Below are 23,660 nucleotides of genomic sequence, written 5' to 3' on the forward strand. Positions count from 1 at the left end.
TATGGAGTCAATATCTGTATTTGAGATAATTAAAGTAGGAATAGGTCCTTCAAGTTCCCACACAATGGGACCATGGAATGCAGCATCTGCATTTATCAGAATTATAAAAAGAGAAAAATCAATTGCTGAGGTAAAAGAAGTTTTCCTTGAATTCTTCGGTTCACTGGCAAAAACAGGAATCGGTCACGGAACCGACATTGCAGGAATGTTGGGCTTAAATGGCGAAGATTTTAAAACCATCGATACTACAAAAATTGATGAAATTGTTGATAGAATAAAAGAATCTCAGATCATTAATCTAGGCGGAGAAAAAGAAATTCCTTTTGTTTACGGACATCATTTGGTTTTGAATATGTCTCAAACTCTCGATTATCATCCGAACGGGATGATTTTCAAAGCAATTTTTGAAGATGGAACCGAGCTTGTGCAGGATTTTTATTCTGTCGGCGGTGGTTTTATCATGAGTCAGGAGAAAAATTCGATTGAGAAACAGTGTGTTCGTACCATATATCCTTGTCATCACGGTTCTGATATCGTTAAATATTGCGAGAAATTAGGTTTCGATAAAATGTCAGATTTAATTTTAATCAATGAAGAAAGCTGGAGAACGCAGGATGAAACAAGAAAAGAAGCACTTTACATTTGGGAACAGATTAAAGAATGTATTTATAAAGGCGTAAACAAAGAAGGGATTTTACCGGGCGGACTGAATGTTACACGTCGTGCAGCCGGAATGAACAGAAAACTTTTAGGCGAAAAAATTTATAGAAATAAAGACGAATGGTTTCAGCAGGTTGTTGATGCAGAAGAAAACTTTACAAATATTAATAAATGGATTTCATGCTTTGCATTGGCTGTAAATGAAGAAAACGCAAGTTTCGGAAGAATTATTACGGCGCCTACCAATGGAGCGAGTGGAGTAATTCCTGCAGTTTTAATGTATTCTCAGGCTTTCACAGAGGCAACATCTGAAGATGATATTGCAAGATTTATTTTGGTAGCTGGAGAAATTGGAACTTTATTTAAAAAAAATGCAACGATTTCTGCAGCAATGGGTGGTTGTCAGGCGGAAGTAGGCGTTTCTTCAGCGATGGCAGCCGCAGGTCTAACGGAAATTCTTGGTGGAAGCGTCGGTCAGGTTTTGATGGCGGCGGAGATTGCGATGGAACATCATTTAGGTTTAACGTGTGATCCGATCAAAGGTTTAGTGCAAATTCCTTGTATTGAAAGAAATACGATGGGTGCTATTAAAGCGATTACGGCTGCAAATATTGCATTAGAAAGTGATCCTACCAAAGCGAAAGTAAGTTTAGATCAGGTGATTCAAACCATGTGGGAAACTGCGTTATCGATGAATGACCGTTTTAAGGAAACTTCTGAAGGCGGATTGGCAATTGCAGTGAACGTTCCGGAGTGTTAAAATAAAACATAAGCAGCTTATTATAAAAACGTGCGCATCTTTTGATTAAAAGGTGCGCACGTTTTCAGTAAAAGATACGTACCTTTTCAATGAAACGTCTGTATCTTTTTTTAATAGAATAAATTCTTTATTTACTGGCTTTTTGGAAGTTCGTAATTTACTCCGTAAAGCATACTCAAAATGGCCACCACAAATTCATTTCCGGCAATTCCTATTCTGTCAGCGTTTAAGGAATATGAAATAGAAACATCATCTTCACCATTGTAGATCATTAGTGAATTGGTTCCGTAAGTTCCGCCGCTGTGACCTACAAAAATTTTACTGTGAAAGGGGACAATTGCCAATCCTTTTCCAAATCTGTTTTCGTCAGGAATCATCGATTTTAATGATTCTTCTGAAACTAATTTACGGTCGAAAATAGAGTTAATGATTAGATTTAAATTATATGGAGTTGTTGCAATGTCGCCTACCCCAGCAATATTGTTAAAATCGAAATCTTTTACAGGTTCCCATTTGTTTTTGAATGCAAAAGGTAGATAAACATTGCCCGGTTTTTGAGATGCTGTGTAGAAATTCTTTAGCTGTAAAGGTTTAATAATAAATTCATTTAAATTTTCTGCATAATTCTTTTTCGAAACTTTTTCTAAAATTTTAGTTAAAAGAAAATATCCTGAATTAGAATACTGTTGCTTTGAACCGGGTTCGAATAAAGAGCCCTGTTCGATAATTCTATTGATAATCTGCTTCTCTGAAGTTTTTTCTGTAAGCCATCTTGGGTTATCTTTTCCCATAACATAATCACTAAGTCCTGAAGTGTGATTTAGAAGTTGAGAAATTTCAATGGTTTTAGCATTTGGAATTTCAGGGTAATATTGAGCAAGTTTGTCTGTCAGATTCAGTTTTTTCTGCTCAATCATTTTATAGATCAGAATAGCAGTCATGGTTTTTGTTATTGAACCAATTTGGAAAACCTGATTACTACTTTTAAAGTCAGGAAGATTTTTCTCTCCAAAATTCTTCTTGTAAATTTCTTTACCTTCTTTGAAAATAGAAACTTCTCCTGCCAAAGCATTGTTTTTTTCTAAAGAAGAAATAAAATCATCAACCTTTCTTAGGCTTTCTTTGAGGTCTGATATTTTTAAGAATGTAAGATTTTTATCATTGTTTTTACTCTTGTCAAATGGTTTTAAAATTAATGGTAAAGCCATTCCGCTTTGAGTAAAAGTTCCGGTGATTTCGGAATTTTTTAGTGTTCCTTTAAAAGAAGCATTCATCGCTGCATTTTCAAAACTCAGTTCATTGTTTATAAAAGAAGTTTTATCAATCGGAATTCCTTCAGCACCTTGTAACGGACTGTCGAGAGTAGATTTATATCCATCTTTTTCTTTTTGGATATTGATAATTAACGGAAGTTTGTTGCCTTGAATTTCCAGTTCGCCCATCCAGGAACCTACAATCTGCTGAGCAAAAATTGAATTAAAAATCAGGAACCCGAAGAGAAGTAAAAATTTATTTTTCATATTTTAAATTTATAAAAGTTGCATGGTAAGCATAATTGTTAATAGTAATAGTACAAAAATTACGATGTGACGCCAGTCTTTCATATTGGTAGCAGTTCTAAAACCATTGAAAAGAATTGCCATTCCATAAGCTGTGATTGCAAGCGATACGAAAGAATTAATGGTTGTAATTAAAAGGGAAATCATATCAAGTTCGAAAGATTGATTTTCAACAGAAGCTATAATTTGTTTCTGTGCATTTTTAACCAAAGGTATTTCTGATATGAGTAATAATAAAATTACGATGAATTGGGAAATCAAAATAGGATTTACCACATCAATAAAGCGTGTTTTTTTATTAATAATTTTTCCAAAAACAAAGAAAATAAGAATACTTATCGCATAAACAATTAATGTTGACAAAATAATTTTTGATAATGAATCTTCGGAATTTATAAGTCTGAAATGAAACAAACTGTCTGTTTGAAGACCAAAATAATAACCGAAGAGAAATACTGACGTAATTGATACAAACCCTGCAATAAGCAAAGTTTTCTCATCAAACTTTAAAAAGGGATTAAAAATAGTTTTCCAGTTCATGTGTTTTATTTTGTCAGTTGAGTAATTTTTGAGATAAGATCATCCATTTTATTTCTCATGGTAGGATAAGAAAGTTCGGCCTGTTTCGCCATTTCTTTGATGCTTCCGCTGGAAAGAAAGAAATTCATCAAAAAATCTTGTTCTTCTCTGTTAAGTTTTAAGAAAATGGGAAGTTCATAATCTCCGTTTACATTGGTTCCGCAATCGGGACATTTCATCTGGCTTACATTGAGTGTATGATCACAACTTGGGCAAATTATCGGCAGTTTCATTGATTTTGTTTTTACAAATGTAATATTATTTTAATAAAGTTAAAGTATTTTTTAATAAAGTTAAAAATTGTTTTGATTTAAGTATAAAAGAAAGACTTCCAAATAGGGAAGTCTTATTAATTTTTAATCGATTTAAAAGAATTATTTATCCAGTATTCCTCTGATTTTGTTGGCGTTATGTATTAATTCCTCAATGTATTCAAAATTATCTTTTTCTAAAGCCGACTTGAATTTTCTTAACTGAGTAATATGCTCATTCAAAACATCAAGTACATTTTCTTTATTTTGTTTAAAAATCGGAACCCACATTTCAGGATGAGATTTTGCTAAACGAACCGTACTCGAAAACCCCGAACTCGCCAATTGAAAAATTGTGTCTTCTTCTTTTTCTTTCTCTAAAACTGTGTTTGCTAAAGCGTAAGAAGTGATGTGTGAAATATGCGAAATATAAGCAGTGTGAACATCGTGATCTTCTGCATTCATGTAAATCGGATGCATTTCAAGGTTTTTGACGATATTTTCTACAATTTGTAAAGCATCTTCAGCAGATTCTTCACGGTTGCAGATTACTCCTGCTTTTCCTGAAAAACTTTCGGCAATGGCAGATTTCGGACCGTGATTTTCAGTTCCCCACATTGGGTGAAAAGCCACGAATCTATCTCTTTTTGGATGATCTTTTACCGAATTAACAATTCCGTATTTGGTCGAACCAACATCCATTACGGTTTGCTTGTCTGAAATTAAATCTAAAACTTTAGGCAAAATTTTTCTCGCAGAATCTACAGGAATCGCAATAATAATTAAATCTGAATTTTTAATTCCGGTTTCTAAATCTGCTTTTTCGTTGATGATATTTAATAATATAGCTTCGTTGAGATTTTCAATATTGTTGTCGATTCCGTAAACGAAATCTGTTACGTTTTTCTGTTTTAATTTTAATGCAATCGATCCGCCGATTAATCCTATACCAATAATACTTATTTTCATTTCATTTAAATTTAAAAAAATAAAAAACCCCGCCAAAGGACGAGGTTTGATTTATATATACAAGAAATCCTTATCCCAGATCTGAGTTAAAAATTCCGTAATAATATATCTTGTTTGTAATCACAGAGCGAATGTAAGAATTTTTTTGAAAATATCGTTGCTTTTGAATGCATTTCTTATGACTAAGAAATTGTTTTTAATTCGTCAGTTCGAGTGTTTTTTCGCAGTGAAACGCAGAAAAAATGTATCGAGAACTGATTTACTAAAAAGTTCTCGATACAAAATTCTTTCAGAATTTCACTTGAACTGACGATTCTAAAAATAATCAATATGATTTCTCAGTTTGACCGCTCATCCCGATTTCATATATTTGTTCATTATTCAAAATATGGAGGCAACACAAGATAAAAGGCTTTTTCTCATCGATGCTTATGCGATGATTTTCAGAGGATATTACGCATTGATCAGAAGTCCGAGAATTACCAGTACAGGAATTGACACATCCGCTATTTTTGGTTTTACCAATTCTTTGATCGAATTAATCAGAAGAGAAAGACCAACTCATTTAGCTGTTGTCTTTGATGTCGGTCAGGCAAGTATCAGAACTAATGATTTTGCAGAATACAAAGCCAATCGTAGTGAAACTCCGGAAGCCATTAGAGTTGCAATCCCATATCTTCACAGGATTTTAGATGCTATGCATATTCCTCACATGGGTGTTGAAGGTTATGAAGCGGATGATTTAATTGGAACGCTTGCATGCAAAGCTGAAAAAGAAGGATACACCACATTTATGGTGACTCCCGATAAAGATTTTGCACAGTTAGTGACTGATAAAATCAAAATGTATAAGCCAGGCTTAAAAGGTGGCGAAATAGAAATTCTCGGCGTTGAAGAAGTAAAAGCAAAATACGGAATCGAAGATCCAAAGCAGGTAATTGATTTCCTTGCAATGATGGGTGATGCGGTTGATAATATCCCAGGATTAGATGGAGTAGGTGAAAAAACAGCCATGAAATTCTTACAGGAATTTGGCAGCATCGAAAACCTTTTAGCCAATACCGATAAATTAAAAGGCAAGATTAAAGAAAAAATAGAAGCATCAGCCGAGCGTGGAATTTTGTCTAAAAAATTAGCAACCATTATCTGTGATGCACCTGTTGAATTTCATCAGGAGCAATACGATCTTGAAACTCCAGATTTTGAAAAGGTAAAAGAAATTTTTGACGAAATAGAATTCAGAAGATTATATGAAAATCTTTACCGTGCTTTTGCTCCTGCTCAAACGGGTTTGGTAACTAATGATGTTCAGAAAGAAAGTGAAGAAACCCAAAAAGAAACCCCACAACAAAAAGTTGCGAAAAACGTAGGTCAGCTTGATCTTTTTGCCAATTTTGAAGAACTCGATCAGGCAACTTCTACCAAAGAAACTATCGAACAGAATGATCATTTGTATCAATTTGTAGATAATCCTAAAGCACAGAAAATTCTAGTTCAGAATCTTTTAAAACAGAAAGCCGTTTGTTTTGATACAGAAACAACCTCTCTTAATGAACTGGAAGCTGAATTAGTAGGAATGAGTTTTTCTTACAAAAAAGGTTTGGCGTATTACATTCCTCTTTCTGCAGATCAAGGTGAAGTTTTGCAGACACTTGAAATTTTCAGACCATTTTTTGAGAAAGAAGATTTACTGAAAATCGCTCACAACTTAAAATACGACTATAAAGTTCTGAAGCAGTACGATATGACAGTAAAAGGTGCCATGTTTGACACGATGATTGCCCATTATCTTTTAAATCCGGACGGAAGACACGGGATGGACTATCTTTCAGAGGTTTATTTAAATTATAAACCTGTTTCCATCGAAACTATTATCGGTAAAAAAGGAAAAAATCAGGGCAATTTCAGAGATGCAGATTTAAGAACGCAGACAGATTATGCTGCAGAAGATGCTGATGTAACTTTTCAGCTATACGAATTGTTTGCACCGCAGTTAAAAAAAGAAAATCTTGAAGATTTATTCTTCAACATCGAAATGCCATTGATGGAAGTTTTAGCTAAAATGGAACTCGAAGGGATTTCTTTAGACGAAAAATGGTTGGCTCAGGAAAGTATTGATCTTGAGAATGATTTAAGACAATTAGAATCTAAAATATTTGAAATTTCCGGTGAAGAATTTAATATGAATTCGCCGAGACAGTTGGGTGATGTTTTGTTTGAAAAAATGCAGCTTGACCCGAAAGCCAAAAAAACAAAAACCGGACAGTACGCAACTTCCGAAGATGTCCTTCAGAAATTAGCTTCGAAACACGAAATTATTCAGCATATTTTAGAATACAGAACGTATCAGAAACTGAAATCGACTTATGTTGATGCTTTGCCTTCACAGATTGATAAAGATGATAATCGTGTACATACCAATTTCTCGCAAACGACGGCTGCAACAGGTCGTTTGGCGAGTGTAAATCCTAATTTACAAAATATTCCGATCCGAACACTGAGAGGTCAGCAAATTCGTGGAGCGTTTGTTTCTGCGGAAGGTAAAAAAATTATTTCTGCCGATTATTCTCAGATCGAATTGCGATTGATTGCTGAAATTTCTGGTGAAGACAATATGATTAAAGCGTTTCAGGACGGTGAAGATATTCACGCTTCTACGGCGGCGAAATTATTTAGTATTCCTTTGGAAGAAGTTTCAAAAACGCAGCGTGGACAGGCGAAAACCGTTAATTTTGGAATTTTATACGGTCAGGGAGCTTTTGCTTTGGCAGAACAAACTGGTTTGTCGAGATCAGAAGCCAAGCAAATGATAGAAGCGTACTACGAAACCTACCCTAAACTAAAAGAATACATGGCGGAGCAAGTAAAAAGAGCTCGTGATATCGGTTATGTAGAAACTATTTTAGGGAGAAAACGTCACTTAAAAGACATTAATTCCGGAAATTTTGTGGTGAGAGCACATGCCGAAAGAAATGCTGTAAATGCTCCTATTCAGGGAAGTGCAGCTGATGTCGTGAAAATGGCGATGATTAAAATTCAGAAAGAATTAGAAAAAGAAAAATTGCAGACCAAAATGCTTCTTCAGGTACATGACGAATTGATTTTCGAATCTCCTATTGATGAGGTAGACGTGGCTACACATATCATTAAAACAGAAATGGAAAATGCGATAGAAACTCAGGTTCCATTATTGGTTGAGGTTGGTGTAGGGAAGAACTGGCTGGAAGCGCATTAATTTTAATAGTTGAAAAGTGAAAAACAAAACGGCATTTTTCCTGATTTTTCTGCTTATTGCAACAGTGCTTTCTTTAGTTTTTTATTTTAAATCAGATAAACAACCTCAGGAACAGAAATTTGCCGTGACTTCGAAATCAAATGATTCTGTAAAAGCAGAAATAGATTCTTTATCAGTTTTTTCAAAGTTTGCGAAAGATTTTAACACTCACAAAGCTAAAAACTTAGATCAATACATAGATTCGAAACTCGGAATGATAATGTATTATCATGACGGTCCATATCCTATAATTAGTTTGAAATCTAGCGTTGAAAATGAAATCGATTGGTTAGAAAGTGAAGTTTTTGAAAATGTAAAATTTAACCAATCATCGGATTATCTCGGAGATTTTAAGTTCGCAGAAACCGGTTTTTTTGTTGGGAAAAACAATGGTAATTTTTCTCTGAAAGATTTTGATAACTCATACACATCGCATCCTGATTCATTTTTTGAAGAAAATAAAGAGCTTGAGACTTTATGTAATTTTAGAGCGACCGGAATTACCAAAGACCAACGAAAGACATTTGATTTTTATTTTAGATTAGAAAAAAATAAACTCACCTTACTGGCATTAGAAATAGAGACTGTAGATGATATTTTATTTTCCAATCCGGATGCAGATTTTATTCCATTTAAAAATAAAAGTGACATCGAAAATTATTTTACAAATCACAAAATATTTGTTGATAAAGAACAAAACGCTTACATTAATTTTGACAAAAAAGAAATCACTTACTACGATTTTCCCGATGATAATCCTTTCATTTTTGAGTATTATGAAATTGGAAAAATTGAAGAAAACTCATCAAGAATAAAATCTGCCGAGATTATTTTTTATGCTAATAAAGAAGAAAAAGATAGTAGATTTATCACATTTTTCTCAAACAAAGGAAGATTTGTAGTTTATCCGATGGGGGTAAGACCTCCCTATTTTTATGAAACAAAAAGATAATCTTAATACTCAAACTCAATTCCTCCCACATAAGCCAAAGAAAACTCATCATTTTCAACGGATTTTGGTGTTGGAATCTGTCCTTGGCTTACAAAAACCAAAGAGTTGATATCAAACTTAAGATTCATTTCGTTGATTCTATTGTATAAAACAGGAAGCCACTGTTCTGCAAAAGAATATTCAGAAAAATGCTGAACGCTTTGTTCAAAACCATATTCCATTAAATCCTGATCAAACCAGATGGTGTCTTGAGACTCCGCAAATCTTGAGATATAAGTGTCATCAGATTCTTCTTCGATGTAGTAATTTTCATCTTCTTCTACAAACTGGAAAAAATCTTCTTCCGTTCTGAAATTTCCTACCCAAAAATCTAAAATCTGTGTATTCATGTCTAATTTTTTGAAGCGCAAAGGTATGATAATAGTTTTTATATAAAAAGTTTGAAAGTTTTTGAGAAGTAAAATATATTCAACATCAGTTCGAGTAGATTTTGAAAAAATCGTATCGAGAACTTTTCGATTTTTTTAAATGTTGGTAAGTATATCTGGTGAAAAGTTGATTAGTTCTCGATACATTTTTCTCTATTTCATTCCGAAAAACACTCGAACGACGGAAATATTATATAAACTTAACCTAAACTCTCAAAACTCCTCTGAAAGCTCTTGCCGCATAATAAGAATTAGCTCCATTATGATATACAAAAACAGTATTATAACGGCGATCACAAAATATAGCACCACCCAATTCTCTTATTTCTTTTGGCGTTTTAATCCAGCTTGAAGTTTTCAAATCAAATTCTCCTAAAGTCTGCAAATAACGATACTGTTCTTCGGAAAGTATTTCGACTCCCATTTCTATTGCAACTGTGCAAACATCATTTTGAGGTTTGTTTTCTTTTCGGGAATCTAAAGCTTCACGGTCGTAGCAAAAACTTCTTCTGTTTTTCGGACTTTCTGCAGAACAATCAAAGAAAATATATTCATCAGCTTTTTTATCATAATCTACAACATCGGGTTCTCCGCCGGAAATTTCCATTTCATTGAGAGACCATAATTTTGATGGATTTGAATTTAATTTTTCCTCAATTTTCGACCAGTCCAGTTTTTCGTGACGGTTCATGTTTTTTTTAAAACGGTTTTTAAGTGTCTGTATAAGTTCTGTACTTTCTTCTGTGGAAATTTGTTTTTTAGCTGCCATTTTCTTTGAATTGAATAAGGCTTAAAATTAAATAAAATTTCGATTCAGCATCACTGACAATTTGTCGTGAGTGAAATATTCTTCTGAATTTAGATTTAATGACGAGAGTACAGAAAGAGTACAGCGATGATACAGCGATACATGAAGAAAATAATATGTCAAAATGACAAAACTGATTAGTTTATATTAAAAAAATCAGCGTAATTTGGAAAATTAGCGGGAGAAATTATTTTCACAAAACTCTCTTCTCTTTTTCACTCTCATTTATTGTTTTCTCAAGGCGTGAAAGTTGAGTTTTTTCCTGTTTCGCACTCATAATCCAATGAATCATCACTTTTTTGTACGAAGGAGCCTGTTTCTCAAAAAACTCCCAAGCTTTTTTATTGGCTTTAAACCGTTTCTCGTAATCTAATGTAAGTTGAGCTGGTTCTTTTTCGTGAGAATAAATCCCTGATTTATCTTCTTTCCTGAGTTTAAAAGCTTTAAGGCCTTCTTCTTTCATTAAACCTGCTTTGATAAGTTCTTCAATCTTTTTGATGTTAACAACGCTCCAAATACTTGTCGGTTTTCTTGGTGTAAAACGGATGCTATAACTTTCCTCATCAATCGATTTTCTCACCCCATCAATCCAGCCAAAACATAGAGCTTGATCAACGGATTCAGACCATGTTATTGATGGTTTTTTAGTTCCAACTTTGTAAAATCCTACCAATAATTCTTTTTCGTTTTGATGGTTTTTATCAAGCCAATTTCTGAAATCTTGTGGTGTTGGGAAGAATGTAGGAAGCATTTATATAATTTTAGATTTTAAATTTTAGTAGTTTTCCAGTCTCCAATCATTTAAAACCAATGTGATAATTACATCATTCCAAAATTCAAAATTTGTTAGTTTTGGTTGAATTGGAATTATTGAAGTCTTTAACCATTCGTTTCTTCCTACAATGTATTTCATTGCGTTGTAATTTAATTTTTTATCAAAAGGATTACTTATTTGAAGTGTCATACCATCACTTTTTCTACCGGAAATTTTTTGTGAAAATTCAACTTCGATTGTCTTTTCAGGATTTTTATTTTCTTTAACAACTTTCATTGACTGGATTATATTGCTTTTCACTTCAGCTTCTATGAAAATATGTTCACCAGGATAAATTTGTAAAATATTATCTTTTACAAAATATTTTGATTCTTTTACTTCCTGCTCATAATAGTTTATACTGTCTACAGCAAGTTTGAGTGTAAATTCCTCACGAGAATTGTTTTCGTTCTGTGCCAAATACAGAGATGAAATTAATCCTAATATCAATGTGAAAAAATATTTCATGTAATTAGATTTAAGTATGATATTTTTTGAAAAAGTAAATAAATTATTCAAGCTCGAAGATAAATGAATTATAAAATAAGAGATTAAAAATTTAAAAAAATATTTATTAAGCTCCGTACACAAGAATATTTTCAATATTTGGAATGTTTAGGTTTTCAGATTGGTTTAAACGGATTAATCTCTCGGCAAAAGTTTTTAATTCCTTTTTTACTTCCTGAATTGCATCGGAAAGTTCTTTTTTGTCAACTGTAATCTGGTCTTGTAAAATTGGTGGAGCATAATTTTCCTGGATTTCTGAATTGAGAAAATCAAAAGTCACTGTATTTTCAGTTATGATCACTTTAGGAGAAGGGTGTCCCATGTAAAAATTACATTCATCTTCAATCAGCAAATCATCCCATTCTTTAATATCTCCTAAATCACTGCAGCATTGTGGAAAATATATGTCAATTCCATCAATTTTTAAAATAAAACCACCATTAAAAGGACTGTTTAGATCTTCTATTCCTAAAGTTTCATCATCGTCTTCAAAAATGACCTTGTTCTGAATTAATTTTAACAAATCTTCATCTGAAATCTCATTGATTCTATAAAATGATGCACCTTTAGAATAAGATTTTAAATCTTTTGAAAATCCAGCTTCTACATTTGTCTGAATGCGATAATTTTCCCAATCATCAGGATATTCCCAATACGGACCGTTTGGTGGAAGTAGAATATCATTGTCATAATTAGTTATTTCAATAACAGGAATAAGTTCAATTTTCATCTTTGAATTGAGTTTATTTAATGTTGACTTCGGATAAATGTAAGAAAATTTAATACAAAATAATTCTTATCTTTTAAATTCTTAAATAGATTGAAACTAAAAATAAATCGTCACAATAGATTTAATAGTTACAAAAGTACTAAGTCTTCTTTTTTGAATCCGTAAATTTGTAAGATGTTCTATAACCTTAGAACCTGTAAAATGAAAATATGACTGATAAAACATACAGCGAAACACATCATACCGACAAAAATAACTACGATTATATCACCATTACCAACGACGAAAACAAAGTAAGAATCTATACCCTTAAAAATGGTTTGAAAGTTTTCCTTGCCCAAAATTTCGACGCACCGAGAATTCAGACTTTTATTCCGGTGAAAACGGGAAGTAATAATGATCCTTCTGATAATACAGGTTTGGCTCATTATCTTGAACACATGATGTTCAAAGGAACTTCAAAAATAGGAACTCACAACTGGGAAAAAGAAAAAGTTTTAATCGAAAAAATATCAGATTTATACGAAAAGCATAAAGCTGAACAAAATCCCGAACTGAAAAAGGAAATCTATAAAAAAATTGACGAAATTTCTCAGGAAGCAAGTCAATATGCTATTGCTAATGAATATGACAAAGCGATTTCATCTTTGGGAGCAACTGGAACCAATGCACACACTTGGTTTGATGAAACGGTGTATAAAAATAATATTCCCAACAACGAGCTTGAAAAATGGTTGAAAATTGAAAAAGAACGTTTCTCGGAAATTGTTTTAAGACTTTTTCATACTGAATTGGAATCTGTTTATGAAGAATTCAACAGAGCGCAGGATAATGATTCCCGTTTGGTGAACTATGAATTGATGGACGCGCTTTTCCCGACTCATCCAAATGGTCAGCAAACGACTTTAGGAGATCCGGAACATTTGAAAAATCCTTCCATGAAGGCAATTCACAAATATTTTGATGAATATTATGTTCCTAATAACTATGCAATAGTTTTAGTTGGAGATTTAGATTTTGAAGAAACTGTTGTGTTGGTTGATGAATATTTTGGTCAAATTCCTTACAGAGAATTGCCGAAGAAAGATTTAATTATAGAAAAACCTTTGACTGAAATTGTCGAAAGAACTGTAAAAAGTCCTACAACACCAAGAATTCAGTTGGCCTGGAGAACCGATAGTTACGGAACAAGAGAAGCAATGTTGGCGGATGTTACAGCCAATATTTTAAGCAATAGAGGAGAAGCCGGATTGTTAGATTTAAATATCAATCAGACGCAAAAAATGCTTTGGGCTCAAGCATATTCTTTAGGTTTGAAAGAATACGGTTATTTCTCAGTTGTTGCCGTTCCGAAAGAAAATCAGACTTTATCGGAAGCAAAAGAAATGATTCTTGAACAATTGGAATTATTGAAAAAAGGAGAACTTCCTGATTGGATGCTTCCTGCTATAATTAACGACTTCAAATTACAACGTTTAAAAGGTTTAGAAACAGCAGAAGGTTTAGCTACAAATCTTTATGATACCTATATTAAAGGAAGGACGTGGGAACAAGAACTGAGTGAAATGGATGAATATGCTTCGTTTACAAAACAGGATATTATTGATTTTGCCAATTCGTTTTTCAAAGATAATTATGTAGTTATCAATAAAGAAAAAGGGGTTAATGACCAACTTTTAAGAGTTGATAATCCTGGAATTACGCCAATTAAAATCAACCGTGATGCGCAATCTGAGTTTCTGCAGGAAATTTTAAATGATAAAACGGAAGATATTCAGCCAGAATTTATTGATTATCAAAAAGAAATTAAAACTGATTTAGTTAAGAATAAAAAACTGAGTTTCGTTAAAAATAAATATAATGAAATTGCACAGGTTCATTTTATTTTTCCTTTTGGAAGCGACCACGACAGAGATTTAGGGATTTCTACACAGATTTTACAATATTTAGGAACAGAAAAATTTTCGCCTGAAGATTTAAAAAAAGAATTCTTCAAAATAGGAATTACCAATGATTTTAAAACAAGCTCTAGTCAATTAACTATTTCTTTAAGCGGATTGGAATCAAATCTTGAAAAAGGTATTTCTATTTTACAACACTGGATGTCTGAAGTAAAACCTGATCAGGAAATTTACAATCAGTTTGTGGAAACTGTTTTGGAAAACCGTGAAGCGGCGAAAAAAGACAAAAACCGAATCATGACCGCTCTCACAACCTATACCAAGCTTGGGAAAACATCAAGATTTTTGGATATCATTTCAAAAGAGCAGCTGGAAAATGCAAAAGTGGAAGATTTTACAGATAAAATGAAAAAACTATTCAGCTTCCCATATCAGATTTTCTTTTACGGAAAAGATTTTGAAGGTTTTAAAAATTATATTCCAAATTATATTGTTGATGAAATTTCTGCAATTCCTGAAGCTAAAAAATATCCTGAACAGGAAACAACGGGAACCGTATATTTTACCGATTACGACATGGTTCAGATGGAAATGAGCAAGATCGGAAAAGGACAAAGTGTAAATCCTGAAAACTTCGGAAAAATAAATGTTTTTAATGAATATTTTGGTCGTGGTTTGTCATCAATTGTTTTTCAGGAAATCCGTGAAAGTAAGAGTTTAGCATATTCTGCCTATGTTTCTTATTCACCAAATTCTGAACTGACGCATCCTGATTATGTTACAACTTACATCGGAACTCAACCGGATAAACTACAAATCGCAGTTGATACAATGACCGAATTGATGAATGAACTTCCTAATGTTCCGGAACAGTTTGAAAATGCTAAAAATTCGGCTTTAAAACAAATTGCATCAGCAAGAATTACGAGAACCAATATTTTCTTTAATACGTTGCGACTGAAGAAACTCGGAATTAATTATGATTTCAGAAAAGATATTTACCATCAAATCGAAAATCTGAAATTTAATGATGTGAAAGAATTTTATGAAACCTCAATAAAGCCAATTCATTTTAACACCGCCATTATCGGAAAAAAAGAAAATCTAAATATGGATGCTGTGAACGAAATGGGAAGTTTTAAAGAAGTGAGTTTGGAAGAAATTTTTGGGTATTAAATAATGATTTATATAAAGTAAGCCGGAAGAAATTCCGGCTTTTATTTTAATTAAATGAAAGAAATAATTTAAAATAGAATCAGATAAATAAAATTAATTAATCCGTCAAATCTTCTATTTGAGTCAAATGATAAGTTTTCTGAACACGTTGAAACTTGTAAGTGATATTTATGCTGCTGTTTTTCCCAAACTTTTGATAATAAACAGTGTCTTTACTGTGAGTAATGTGGACATCATATAAATTTTTGTTTCTTAATTCTTTCGGGACATCATTTTCTAGGTCAATAAAAGTGTAGTTGTCTTTAGATATCATTCTCTCCAAAATATCCAACGGAAAATCTTCGTCTGAATAATATTCCATCACAGGAAAACTGATGTGCTGACTTTGAAAAGTGCTGTCTTTTTTAAATTTTTCAATAAAAACATTGAAGTCCGAAAGATCGGTTTTAGGATTATTACAAGAACTTAAAAAGGCTAAAGAACCTCCGACGAAAATAATAATCTTAAGCAGTAAATAATTTTTCATTTTGATCATTTTTTTTGTTTACCTGTGTTTTCCGAATAACCATTTGGGAATTTCATCAGTTATTAAAAACGGGATTACAATATTGTTATGATGAAGATTGGTGAAAGTTGTAAAAATCAAATTTTTGTCGGAAGAAAGTTTATTATACAACTCAACGCTGCCTATGTAAGGATTTTCGGTGTCTTGTTCACCGTGAATTAACCAAATATTTTTTTCTTTAATTTTATTAAGATTTGACAAATCCGGAACTGCGGCAACAGAAACAGCAGCTGCAAATAGTTTGGGTTGCAAATTCATTAAATTCTGAGCAGTCGAACCGCCCATTGAATAGCCAATTAAGTAGATTCTGTTTTTATCAATATTTGGATATTCTTTTTCAAGATCTTTTATCAATTTCAATAAAGCTACAACCTCGTTGGACGGTTTTGAAATCTGAATTCCTACCCCATTGGTCTCATAATTTGTAGAACGCTTATTAAATTGTGGCGCTACAACATAACATTGAAATTTCGTATAAATTTCATCTCTTAACCATATTTTAGCGAATGGTTCAAGTTGGTTTTCATTATCATTTCCGATCCTTGTAGAATTATGGAAGGTAATAACCAAAGGATATTTTTGATTGGTAAGATTATTTTTAGGTGTTAAAAATCGATAGGGAATTGTTATGTCATTTTCTACAAATGTTTTCTTTTGAAATTGATCGGTATTTAAACTGTTTAATAATTTTCTATTGTTCAAAAATGTAAGCGTGTCAACTTTTGTATCCCGAAATTCTTTCTTTTGTGCAAAAGTTTGATTGATGGTGAAAATTATTAGAAGGATTATCTTGAATTTCATAATTTTTAAGATTATTTGAATTTTTATTTGGAGCTTTTTCCAGCTTTTCGTTGCAATCTTTTTTTGCAAAAAAGGATTTTCACTGCAATCTGGGCTAGAATTTTTGTCATCTTCTCAATTCACTACAATAGAATCAACTTTTTGTTTGTGAAATACTATAATGTAACGATTACTTTTTTCAAAGTATGATTTTTCATTTTTCAATGAAAAATAAAAAATGCTTTTAAAGTTTATTCTTTTTGTAAAATTTCTGTACAAATATTTCTTCCTTCATTACACCAATATTGATAAATAATTAAATTTTTACCTGTTTCAACAATCTCATATACTATTTTATTTCCAACGTAAATAAGATCATCTTTTATTTCAGGTTTTGGTTGAATGCTTTTTATTTCGGCTTCAAACTTACATGGACTTATCATTTATAGACGACTTTTTATGATAATGGATTTGTTACCATGAATTTCAGTCATTTTATTTTTACGAAATTTTATTTTAAGCGAACTATAACCATCTTCATTTCTTGTGAAATTTCCTTTTTCAATTAATTTACAATTTGGAATTTTATCTGAATCTGGAAAATAATTTCTTCTTTGAGAATAGATTATGATTGACAGAAAAATTGCGAAAAATGTAAATATTTTAAATTTCATGAAATCTGAGATTAGGTCAATAGTTAGTTTTATCAAAAATAATAAAATTTACAATTTAGAAATTATTTAAAAGAAAACTCCAAAAAGCTTTCACCTCTTGGAGTCTTAAATGTATTTTAAAAATCTTATCCAAACGCCCTTTTCAACAAACTCTCCACTTTCGGCTCACTTCCTCTAAAATTTTTATACAATTCCATCGGATCTTTTGTACCACCTGAAGAAAGTAAAACTTTAAACTTTGCAGCGGTTTCAGAATTGAAAATTCCGGTTTCTTTAAAATATTGGAAAGCATCGGCATCCAAAACTTCCGCCCATTTGTAGGAATAATATCCCGCAGAATATCCACCTTGGAAAATATGCGAAAAACTCGGACTCATCGCTGTTTCAGGATTCGCAGGATATAGCTGGGTTGCTTTTGTGTAATTGTCCTCAAACTCCTTCACACTTAAACCTTCCAATTCTGCAACCCTAGAATGGTAATTCATATCCAACAATCCAAAACCTATTTGTCTCAAAGTCTGATAACCTTCCATAAAGTTTTTCGACTGTTCGATTTTTTCGATTTTTTCATCCGGTAAAACTTCTCCGGTTTTGTAATGTTTTGCAAAAGTTTTCAAAAATTCAGGTTCGTAGCAGAAATTTTCCAGAAATTGAGAAGGTAATTCTACAAAATCCCATTTCACAGAAGTTCCAGATAGATTTGGATATTGTGTATTCGCCAACATTCCGTGAAGTGCATGACCAAACTCGTGGAACAAAGTTGTCACTTCCTGAAACGTCAATAAACTCGGTGCATCTTTCGTCGGTTTGCTGAAATTACAAACGATAGAAATATGCGGACGAGAATTTTCTCCATCTTTTTTATACTGATTTTTATAACTCGTCATCCAGGCTCCGGCTCTTTTGCCTTTTCTTGGAAAATAGTCAACATATAATAAAGATTTGTACTCACCATTTTCTTTCACTTCATAAACTTTTACGTCTTCATGATATTTTGGAATATCATTTCTTTCCTCAAAAGTCAACCCGAAAAGTTGTTTTGATAATCCAAAAACGGCTTCCTGGACTTGTTCTAGCGGGAAATACGGTTTTAGTTCCTCATCATTCAGATCATATTTTGCTTTACGAAGTTTTTCTGCATAGAAAGCGTGGTCGTAACCTTGCATTTCTTCGATTCCGTCGGCTTTTGCTAAAGATTTTAGTTCTTCGATTTCTTTTTCTGCGTAAGGTTTTGCTTTCGTTAAAAGTTCATTCAGGAAGTCAATTACTTTGGTTGTAGATTTCGCCATTCTCTCTTCCAAAACGTAATCAGCATAGTTTTTAAAGCCTAATAATTCTGCTTTTTGCTGTTTTAGATTTAAAAGTTCCTTGATTAAATTCTGATTGTCAAATTCGCCACCGTCAAAAGATTTTTTGCCATTTGCTAAAGCAATTTCCTTTCTCAATTCACGATTTTCTGCATACGTCATGAAAGGAATATAACTTGGATATTGCAAAGTGACAACCCAGCCCTCCAGAGTTCTTTCCTTCGCTTCTTCTGCATATTGTTCCAGAATGGCATCCGGAATTCCTGCTAAATCTTCTTTATTGGTGATATGTTTGAAATAATTATTCGTTGAAGCCAACACATTTTGCCCGAACTGAAGTGATTTTAAAGATAAATCCATGCTGATTTTCTTTAATTTTTCTTTGTCTTCTTCGTTTAAAAGTGCTCCGCTTCTTACAAAACCTTTATAGGTTTCACTCAAAAGCATTTGCTGTTCTTCGTTCAGATTGTATTTTTCCCTTTCGTCGTAAACTTTTTTAATTTTATTAAATAAAGCTTCGTTTTGAGAAATTTTTGAAGAGTATTCTGTTAAAATCGGAGAAACTTCCTGAGCAATTTGCTGTAATTCGTCACTCGTTTCAGCGGAGTTTAAATTGAAAAATATGTTGGAAGCTCTGTCGAGTTGTTCACCCGAAAAAGCCAAAGCCTCAATCACGTTTTCAAAAGTTGGTTCTTCTGAATTGTTGATAATTGCGTCAATTTCTGCTTCAGAATTGGTAATTAATTCTTTGAAAGCCGGAAGATAATCTTCATTTTTGATCTCATTAAAAGGTGCAGAATGATATGGAGTGCTGAATTTTTCTGTTAAAATATTCATTGATTTATTTTTAATGGTAAATTTAATTAATTGAATGGTATTTTGAACTCAAATAAGATGCCTTGACAGATGTTTGTGACAAAATGCTTCATTTTGAAATTATTCTTGTCATAGGAAAAGAAGAGGTGTTAAAAAAATATTTATTTTTGAAACTATAATTAATATATAAAACTATGAAGACATTTTTTAAAATTATCGGAGGATTAGTCCTTTTACTTGTGGTGTATTCCGTAATTGCAATGCTGGCTTTCGGTGAAAATTATCATTACGAAAAAATAGTGGTCATCAATGCTCCGAAAGAAAAAGTTTGGCAACAAATCAGCACAATGAAAGCTTTTAACGAGTGGAATCCGTGGATGAAATTAGACAAAAATATGAAAGTTACCTATACCGGAAATCCGGGCGAAGTAGGAGATAAATATTGCTGGGACAGTAAAAATGATGATGCAGGAGCGGGTTGTCAGGAAATTAAAGAAGTTATTCCTAATGAAAAGCAGCGAACTGAAATGCTTTTTAAAAGGCCTTTCGAAGGACAGGCAATTTCTGACATCGTTTTAACATCTGAAGGAAATTCAACAAAAGTTACATGGAGTATGGATACAAAACAGGAAACATGGATGAAAATTATGCGACCGATGATGGATTATCAAATGGGAAAATCTTATGATGAAGGATTTGCCAATCTGAAAGTTTTGGTTGAAAAATAAACTAAAATATTTTTAAATTTATAAGAAACTGTTTTCAACTTGAAGGCAGTTTTTTTATTTTATGTTTTAAATTAAAATATTATCTTTATGTAAAAGATTAAGATGTATGCAGAAGGCGACTTACAATAAAAATGATTTGCGGGTTTTTGTGCGAGATATGATTTCAGGGAAAGTAAAAACATTGGAGTTTTATTTAAATTTCACTTTGGAGGCGAGCCGTGAAGTAAAGAAAACCTCGAAGTATGACTCGATTCGTGAAGAAATGCAGGACGAAATTTATCATCTGGATAAACAAATGGCAAACCTGAAAAATATGCAGCAACAGATGAAAAAAGTTCTGAATTCTGAATCTGATCATGCAAAATTAGGTTCATTAGTCATTACCAACAAAGCCAGGTTCTATATTTCCGTTTCTTTAGGTGAATTTTTCTTTGAAGGCGACCGGTTCTACGCGATTTCCCCTGAAAGTCCGATGGCTAAAAAGATTATGGGGATGAAAGCGGGTGAAGAATTTACGTTGAATAAGATTTATCAGAAGATTGAAGAAGTGATTTAAAAGAGCTAAGAGAAAATTTTAAAATAGCAAATTTTAATGCCACGAATGCACGAATATTTCAAGTTTTAATTGTATTATTCGTGCATTCGTTGCATTAAATAAATCCATAGAAAATAAGTTTGAGATTTTTTCGAAAACTGTTGTAATGAATTTTAGGTATACATCTGCATAACGAATCTCCCAATTCGCATCCTGAAAAACTTCCATCACCTCGCTTCCAGCTTTCCATATTTTCCGTATTTTTGTTACCATGAATAAAGCAGAAGTTTTAAAAGAAATCATAGAGCAACGCAGAAGTATATTTCCGAAAGATTATAATGAAACAGAAATTTCTCAGGAGATTTTGGATGAAATTTTGAATTCGGGTACGTTTGCTCCCAATCATAAACGTACAAAACCTTGGCGTTTTAAAATCTTTAAAGGTGAAGAAAAAGCGAAATTAGCTTTAGAAATGCAAGAGATTTATAAATCAACTCAGGCTCCACAAGTTTTTTTGGAGAAGAAATATAACGATATTGGCTTTAAAATTAATAAGGCGGATGCAGTAGTTTCCATCGTTGTTAATTTCAGTGGAATGGTTCCGGAATGGGAAGAAATTGCGGCTGTTTCTATGGCGGTTCAGAATATGTATCTTTCTTGTACCGCAAATGGAGTAGGCTGTTACTGGAGTTCTCCAAAGATTGTTGATCATTTGAAAGATTCTTTGACGATTGAAGAGAACCAGAAATGTCTTGGTCTTTTCTACATGGGAAATGTTGATTAGTTCAATGTAACAATGTAGCAGTGTAGCAATTTACCAATCTAAAGATGATTATAACAAAAAAATTAACGAAGCTGTGGAATAGCCCTGATTGCAGCGGCATCCTTTTTGCTGATGGCTTGAAAAAAGCGCTGGCGAAAAAGATACAGCGGAAAGCAGGTTCCCGGCTCCTGAAAAATATTGTTTTTAAAACTTTTAATTTGGGTATTTAACTTCAAACTTTTTTACTATCTTTGCACACTTAAATATTTAATCGGGACGAGTTCCCATAAAATTCAAACATTATGTCAGTAAAAATCAGATTACAAAGACACGGATCTAAAGGGAGACCTTTTTTCCACATCGTGGTTGCAGATGCAAGAGCTAGAAGAGATGGTAGATTCATCGAAAAGTTAGGTACTTACAACCCAATTACAAACCCTGCTACAATTGATTTGAACGTTGATGCTGCTGTAAAGTGGTTAAACAACGGTGCTCAACCAACTGATACGGCTAGAGCTATTCTTTCTTATAAAGGTGTTCTTTACAAAAAACACTTACAAGGTGGTGTTGCTAAAGGTGCTTTTGACGAGGCTGAAGCTGAAAAGAGATTTGCTGTTTGGTTAGAGTCGAAAGATGCTAAAGTGCAAGGTAAAGTAGAAGGTTTATCTACTGCGAAAGCTGATGCTAAGAAAGCTGCCTTAGATGCTGAAGTTAAAGTAAACGAAGCTAGAGTTGCTGCTGCTGCTCAAGTAATTGCTGATGCTAAAGCTGCTGAAGAAGCTGCAAATGCACCTGCAGAAGAAGTTACTGAAGCTACAGAAGAGCCAACTGCTGAAGCAGAAGGTACTGAAGAAACTCAGGCTTAGTCTTAAACAAGATACAAAATGAAGGCACGATTTTTTCGTGTCTTTTTTAATTTAAACCCTCAAGGTTTTTAAAATTTTGAAGGTTTCTTATATATTTGCATTATGAAAAAAGAAGATTGCTATTTTTTAGGAAAAATTACTCGTAGACACGGTCTTGCAGGAAATGTGATTCTTAAATTAGACACAGATCAACCTGAACTTTATAAGAACCTGGACTCTATTTTTGTAGAAATCAATGGTTTGTTGGTTCCTTTTTTCATTGAAAAATCTTCTTGGAGCAAATTAGATGCTCTGAATATTGCCTTCAAAAACTCTTCTGAAGCTTTGGTAGATCAATCTTTAGGTAAAAACGTTTATTTACCTTTGACTTCTTTACCAAAACTGACTGGAAAACAATTTTATTATCACGAAATCATCGGATATGAAATTTTGGATGAGCAAGATAACAATTGTGGTGTCATCAGATCTGTGAACGATCAAACGGCTCAGAATTATTTTGTAACCAATCTTGATGGGAAAGAAGTGGTAATTCCATTAATTAAAGATTGGATTCTAGAAGTTGACCGTGATGAGAAATTCATTAAAATGCAACTTCCGGAAGGTTTGATTGATGTATTTTTGGTGCCTTCGAAAAAGGATGAGTAATCACAGTTTTTCTTCCCATTTGTAAAAACCGAAAATAATAATTTTGTTTTCGGAAGGAAGTATTTCATAAACAATCAGGTATCCTTTTACAACCAAATCGCGGATATTTTCATCATCGAAAAATATAGATTTTCTATTAATCTTTGGATTTGTGATAAGTCCTTTAATTTTAGCAAAGATTGACTTGTTAAGTTTTCTTGCAGCTAAAGGTTTATCTAGAGAAATATACTGTATCTGTCTTTTCAGTTTATTTCGGAAATGCTCAGTTATCTCAATTTTCATTCTCGGAAATTGAATTTTCTATATCATTTTCTGCCTCTTCAATACTTAATAATTTTGTTTTTCCAGATTTGTATTCCGCATAATCTTCATGTACGTGCATTTTCAATTCTTGAAATTGCTTATCATTTTTTACTTCTGATATTCCATCTACATAGCCTAAAACTCTTTCTAAAATACTTTTAGGAGCATCTTTTAATTTTTCTTTAATTTCTTGATATATAGATTGTTCTCGGGTTGTCATTGACTTGAATTTTTATCAAAGTTAAAAATTATATTTTGAAAGAGATTATGTTTTTAACTTCTGCATTGAATTATCAATTCTAAAATACAT

25 protein-coding genes are annotated in these 23,660 nt (G+C 32.6%); 9 read left to right on the forward strand and 16 right to left on the reverse strand.

The features are described 5' to 3' along the window. The first annotated feature begins 1 nt into the window (after position 1). The gene (locus OF897_RS19960; RefSeq protein WP_267267425.1) at positions 2-1,420 is read left to right on the forward strand and encodes an L-serine ammonia-lyase; all 1,419 of its coding nucleotides are present in this window, start codon (positions 2-4) and stop codon (positions 1,418-1,420) included. A 131-nt stretch (positions 1,421-1,551) separates the two neighbouring features. Here OF897_RS19960 and OF897_RS19965 read toward each other — a convergent pair whose 3' ends face one another. From OF897_RS19965 to OF897_RS19980, 4 genes are all read right to left on the reverse strand, one after another. Continuing rightward, complete coding sequence (locus tag OF897_RS19965) at positions 1,552-2,940, reverse strand: serine hydrolase domain-containing protein (RefSeq protein ID WP_267267426.1); 1,389 nt, start codon at positions 2,938-2,940, stop codon at positions 1,552-1,554. 9 nt (positions 2,941-2,949) lie between these two features. Next, complete coding sequence (locus OF897_RS19970; protein ID WP_267267427.1) at positions 2,950-3,519, reverse strand: YIP1 family protein; 570 nt, start codon at positions 3,517-3,519, stop codon at positions 2,950-2,952. Positions 3,520-3,524: 5 nt separating this feature from the next. Further along, positions 3,525-3,791 carry a DUF2089 family protein gene (locus OF897_RS19975; protein ID WP_267267428.1) on the reverse strand — a complete coding sequence of 89 codons (267 nt, stop codon included), beginning with the start codon at positions 3,789-3,791 and terminating at the stop codon, positions 3,525-3,527. Positions 3,792-3,932: 141 nt separating this feature from the next. Next, entirely contained in the window at positions 3,933-4,778 is an 846-nt protein-coding gene (locus OF897_RS19980) for a prephenate dehydrogenase (RefSeq protein ID WP_267267429.1), read from the reverse strand. A 388-nt stretch (positions 4,779-5,166) separates the two neighbouring features. On the opposite strand from OF897_RS19980, the gene polA reads away from it, so the two are divergent. Both polA and OF897_RS19990 read left to right on the forward strand, forming a co-directional pair. Continuing rightward, entirely contained in the window at positions 5,167-8,013 is a 2,847-nt protein-coding gene (gene polA, locus OF897_RS19985) for a DNA polymerase I (RefSeq protein WP_267267430.1), read from the forward strand. Positions 8,014-8,029: 16 nt separating this feature from the next. Then, entirely contained in the window at positions 8,030-9,004 is a 975-nt protein-coding gene (locus tag OF897_RS19990; protein ID WP_267267431.1) for a hypothetical protein, read from the forward strand. A 2-nt stretch (positions 9,005-9,006) separates the two neighbouring features. Here OF897_RS19990 and OF897_RS19995 read toward each other — a convergent pair whose 3' ends face one another. The 5 genes from OF897_RS19995 to OF897_RS20015 all read right to left on the reverse strand — a co-directional run bounded on the left by OF897_RS19995 (position 9,007) and on the right by OF897_RS20015 (position 12,291). Beyond that, a complete protein-coding gene (locus OF897_RS19995; RefSeq protein WP_267267432.1) occupies positions 9,007-9,393 on the reverse strand; it encodes an immunity 22 family protein in 387 nt (128 codons plus the stop codon). A gap of 244 nt (positions 9,394-9,637) precedes the next feature. Continuing rightward, positions 9,638-10,201 (reverse strand): DUF4256 domain-containing protein, encoded by a 564-nt coding sequence (locus tag OF897_RS20000; RefSeq protein WP_267267433.1) that lies wholly within the window; start codon positions 10,199-10,201, stop codon positions 9,638-9,640. Between the two features lie 232 nt (positions 10,202-10,433). Further along, entirely contained in the window at positions 10,434-10,991 is a 558-nt protein-coding gene (locus OF897_RS20005; protein ID WP_267267434.1) for a YdeI/OmpD-associated family protein, read from the reverse strand. Positions 10,992-11,015: 24 nt separating this feature from the next. Next, on the reverse strand, positions 11,016-11,522 hold the full coding sequence (locus tag OF897_RS20010) for a hypothetical protein (protein ID WP_267267435.1): 507 nt from the start codon (positions 11,520-11,522) through the stop codon (positions 11,016-11,018). Between the two features lie 106 nt (positions 11,523-11,628). Next, positions 11,629-12,291: a hypothetical protein gene (locus OF897_RS20015; protein ID WP_267267436.1), complete on the reverse strand. Its 663-nt coding sequence runs from the start codon at positions 12,289-12,291 to the stop codon at positions 11,629-11,631. Positions 12,292-12,500: 209 nt separating this feature from the next. Here OF897_RS20015 and OF897_RS20020 point away from each other — a divergent pair, with 209 nt between their 5' ends. Further along, positions 12,501-15,368 (forward strand): M16 family metallopeptidase, encoded by a 2,868-nt coding sequence (locus OF897_RS20020; RefSeq protein ID WP_267267437.1) that lies wholly within the window; start codon positions 12,501-12,503, stop codon positions 15,366-15,368. A gap of 97 nt (positions 15,369-15,465) precedes the next feature. Here OF897_RS20020 and OF897_RS20025 read toward each other — a convergent pair whose 3' ends face one another. The 4 genes from OF897_RS20025 to OF897_RS20040 all read right to left on the reverse strand — a co-directional run bounded on the left by OF897_RS20025 (position 15,466) and on the right by OF897_RS20040 (position 19,531). After that, positions 15,466-15,894, reverse strand: a complete 429-nt coding sequence (locus OF897_RS20025; protein ID WP_267267438.1) for a DUF4348 domain-containing protein — start codon at positions 15,892-15,894, stop codon at positions 15,466-15,468. Between the two features lie 18 nt (positions 15,895-15,912). After that, entirely contained in the window at positions 15,913-16,734 is an 822-nt protein-coding gene (locus tag OF897_RS20030) for a carboxylesterase family protein (protein ID WP_267267439.1), read from the reverse strand. A gap of 230 nt (positions 16,735-16,964) precedes the next feature. Further along, positions 16,965-17,156, reverse strand: coding sequence for a hypothetical protein (locus OF897_RS20035; RefSeq protein ID WP_267267440.1), 192 nt, complete (start codon positions 17,154-17,156; stop codon positions 16,965-16,967). A 356-nt stretch (positions 17,157-17,512) separates the two neighbouring features. After that, on the reverse strand, positions 17,513-19,531 hold the full coding sequence (locus tag OF897_RS20040; protein ID WP_267267441.1) for a M3 family metallopeptidase: 2,019 nt from the start codon (positions 19,529-19,531) through the stop codon (positions 17,513-17,515). A gap of 173 nt (positions 19,532-19,704) precedes the next feature. Here OF897_RS20040 and OF897_RS20045 point away from each other — a divergent pair, with 173 nt between their 5' ends. Together OF897_RS20045 and OF897_RS20050 are read left to right on the forward strand one after the other, a co-directional pair. Further along, positions 19,705-20,238: an SRPBCC family protein gene (locus OF897_RS20045; protein WP_267267442.1), complete on the forward strand. Its 534-nt coding sequence runs from the start codon at positions 19,705-19,707 to the stop codon at positions 20,236-20,238. Between the two features lie 106 nt (positions 20,239-20,344). Then, positions 20,345-20,794: a hypothetical protein gene (locus OF897_RS20050; RefSeq protein ID WP_267267443.1), complete on the forward strand. Its 450-nt coding sequence runs from the start codon at positions 20,345-20,347 to the stop codon at positions 20,792-20,794. Positions 20,795-20,827: 33 nt separating this feature from the next. On the opposite strand, the gene OF897_RS20055 is transcribed toward OF897_RS20050, so the two are convergent. Further along, on the reverse strand, positions 20,828-21,046 hold the full coding sequence (locus OF897_RS20055; protein WP_267267444.1) for a hypothetical protein: 219 nt from the start codon (positions 21,044-21,046) through the stop codon (positions 20,828-20,830). On the opposite strand from OF897_RS20055, the gene OF897_RS20060 reads away from it, so the two are divergent. From OF897_RS20060 to rimM, 3 genes are all read left to right on the forward strand, one after another. Beyond that, positions 21,045-21,557, forward strand: coding sequence for a nitroreductase family protein (locus OF897_RS20060; RefSeq protein ID WP_267267445.1), 513 nt, complete (start codon positions 21,045-21,047; stop codon positions 21,555-21,557). The two genes, OF897_RS20055 and OF897_RS20060, sit on opposite strands and share 2 nt — an antisense overlap. A gap of 281 nt (positions 21,558-21,838) precedes the next feature. Beyond that, on the forward strand, positions 21,839-22,402 hold the full coding sequence (locus tag OF897_RS20065) for a 30S ribosomal protein S16 (protein ID WP_267267446.1): 564 nt from the start codon (positions 21,839-21,841) through the stop codon (positions 22,400-22,402). A 102-nt stretch (positions 22,403-22,504) separates the two neighbouring features. Beyond that, the gene (rimM, locus tag OF897_RS20070) at positions 22,505-23,047 is read left to right on the forward strand and encodes a ribosome maturation factor RimM (RefSeq protein WP_267267447.1); all 543 of its coding nucleotides are present in this window, start codon (positions 22,505-22,507) and stop codon (positions 23,045-23,047) included. On the opposite strand, the gene OF897_RS20075 is transcribed toward rimM, so the two are convergent. After that, positions 23,048-23,329: a type II toxin-antitoxin system RelE/ParE family toxin gene (locus OF897_RS20075; RefSeq protein ID WP_267267448.1), complete on the reverse strand. Its 282-nt coding sequence runs from the start codon at positions 23,327-23,329 to the stop codon at positions 23,048-23,050. It abuts the gene before it with no gap. Beyond that, complete coding sequence (locus OF897_RS20080; RefSeq protein WP_267267449.1) at positions 23,319-23,570, reverse strand: hypothetical protein; 252 nt, start codon at positions 23,568-23,570, stop codon at positions 23,319-23,321. The genes OF897_RS20075 and OF897_RS20080 overlap by 11 nt, the downstream gene beginning before the upstream one ends. Between the last annotated feature and the right edge of the window lie 90 nt (positions 23,571-23,660).

The sequence above is a fragment of the Chryseobacterium formosum genome (assembly GCF_026460885.1).
Lineage (GTDB): Bacteria > Bacteroidota > Bacteroidia > Flavobacteriales > Weeksellaceae > Chryseobacterium > Chryseobacterium formosus.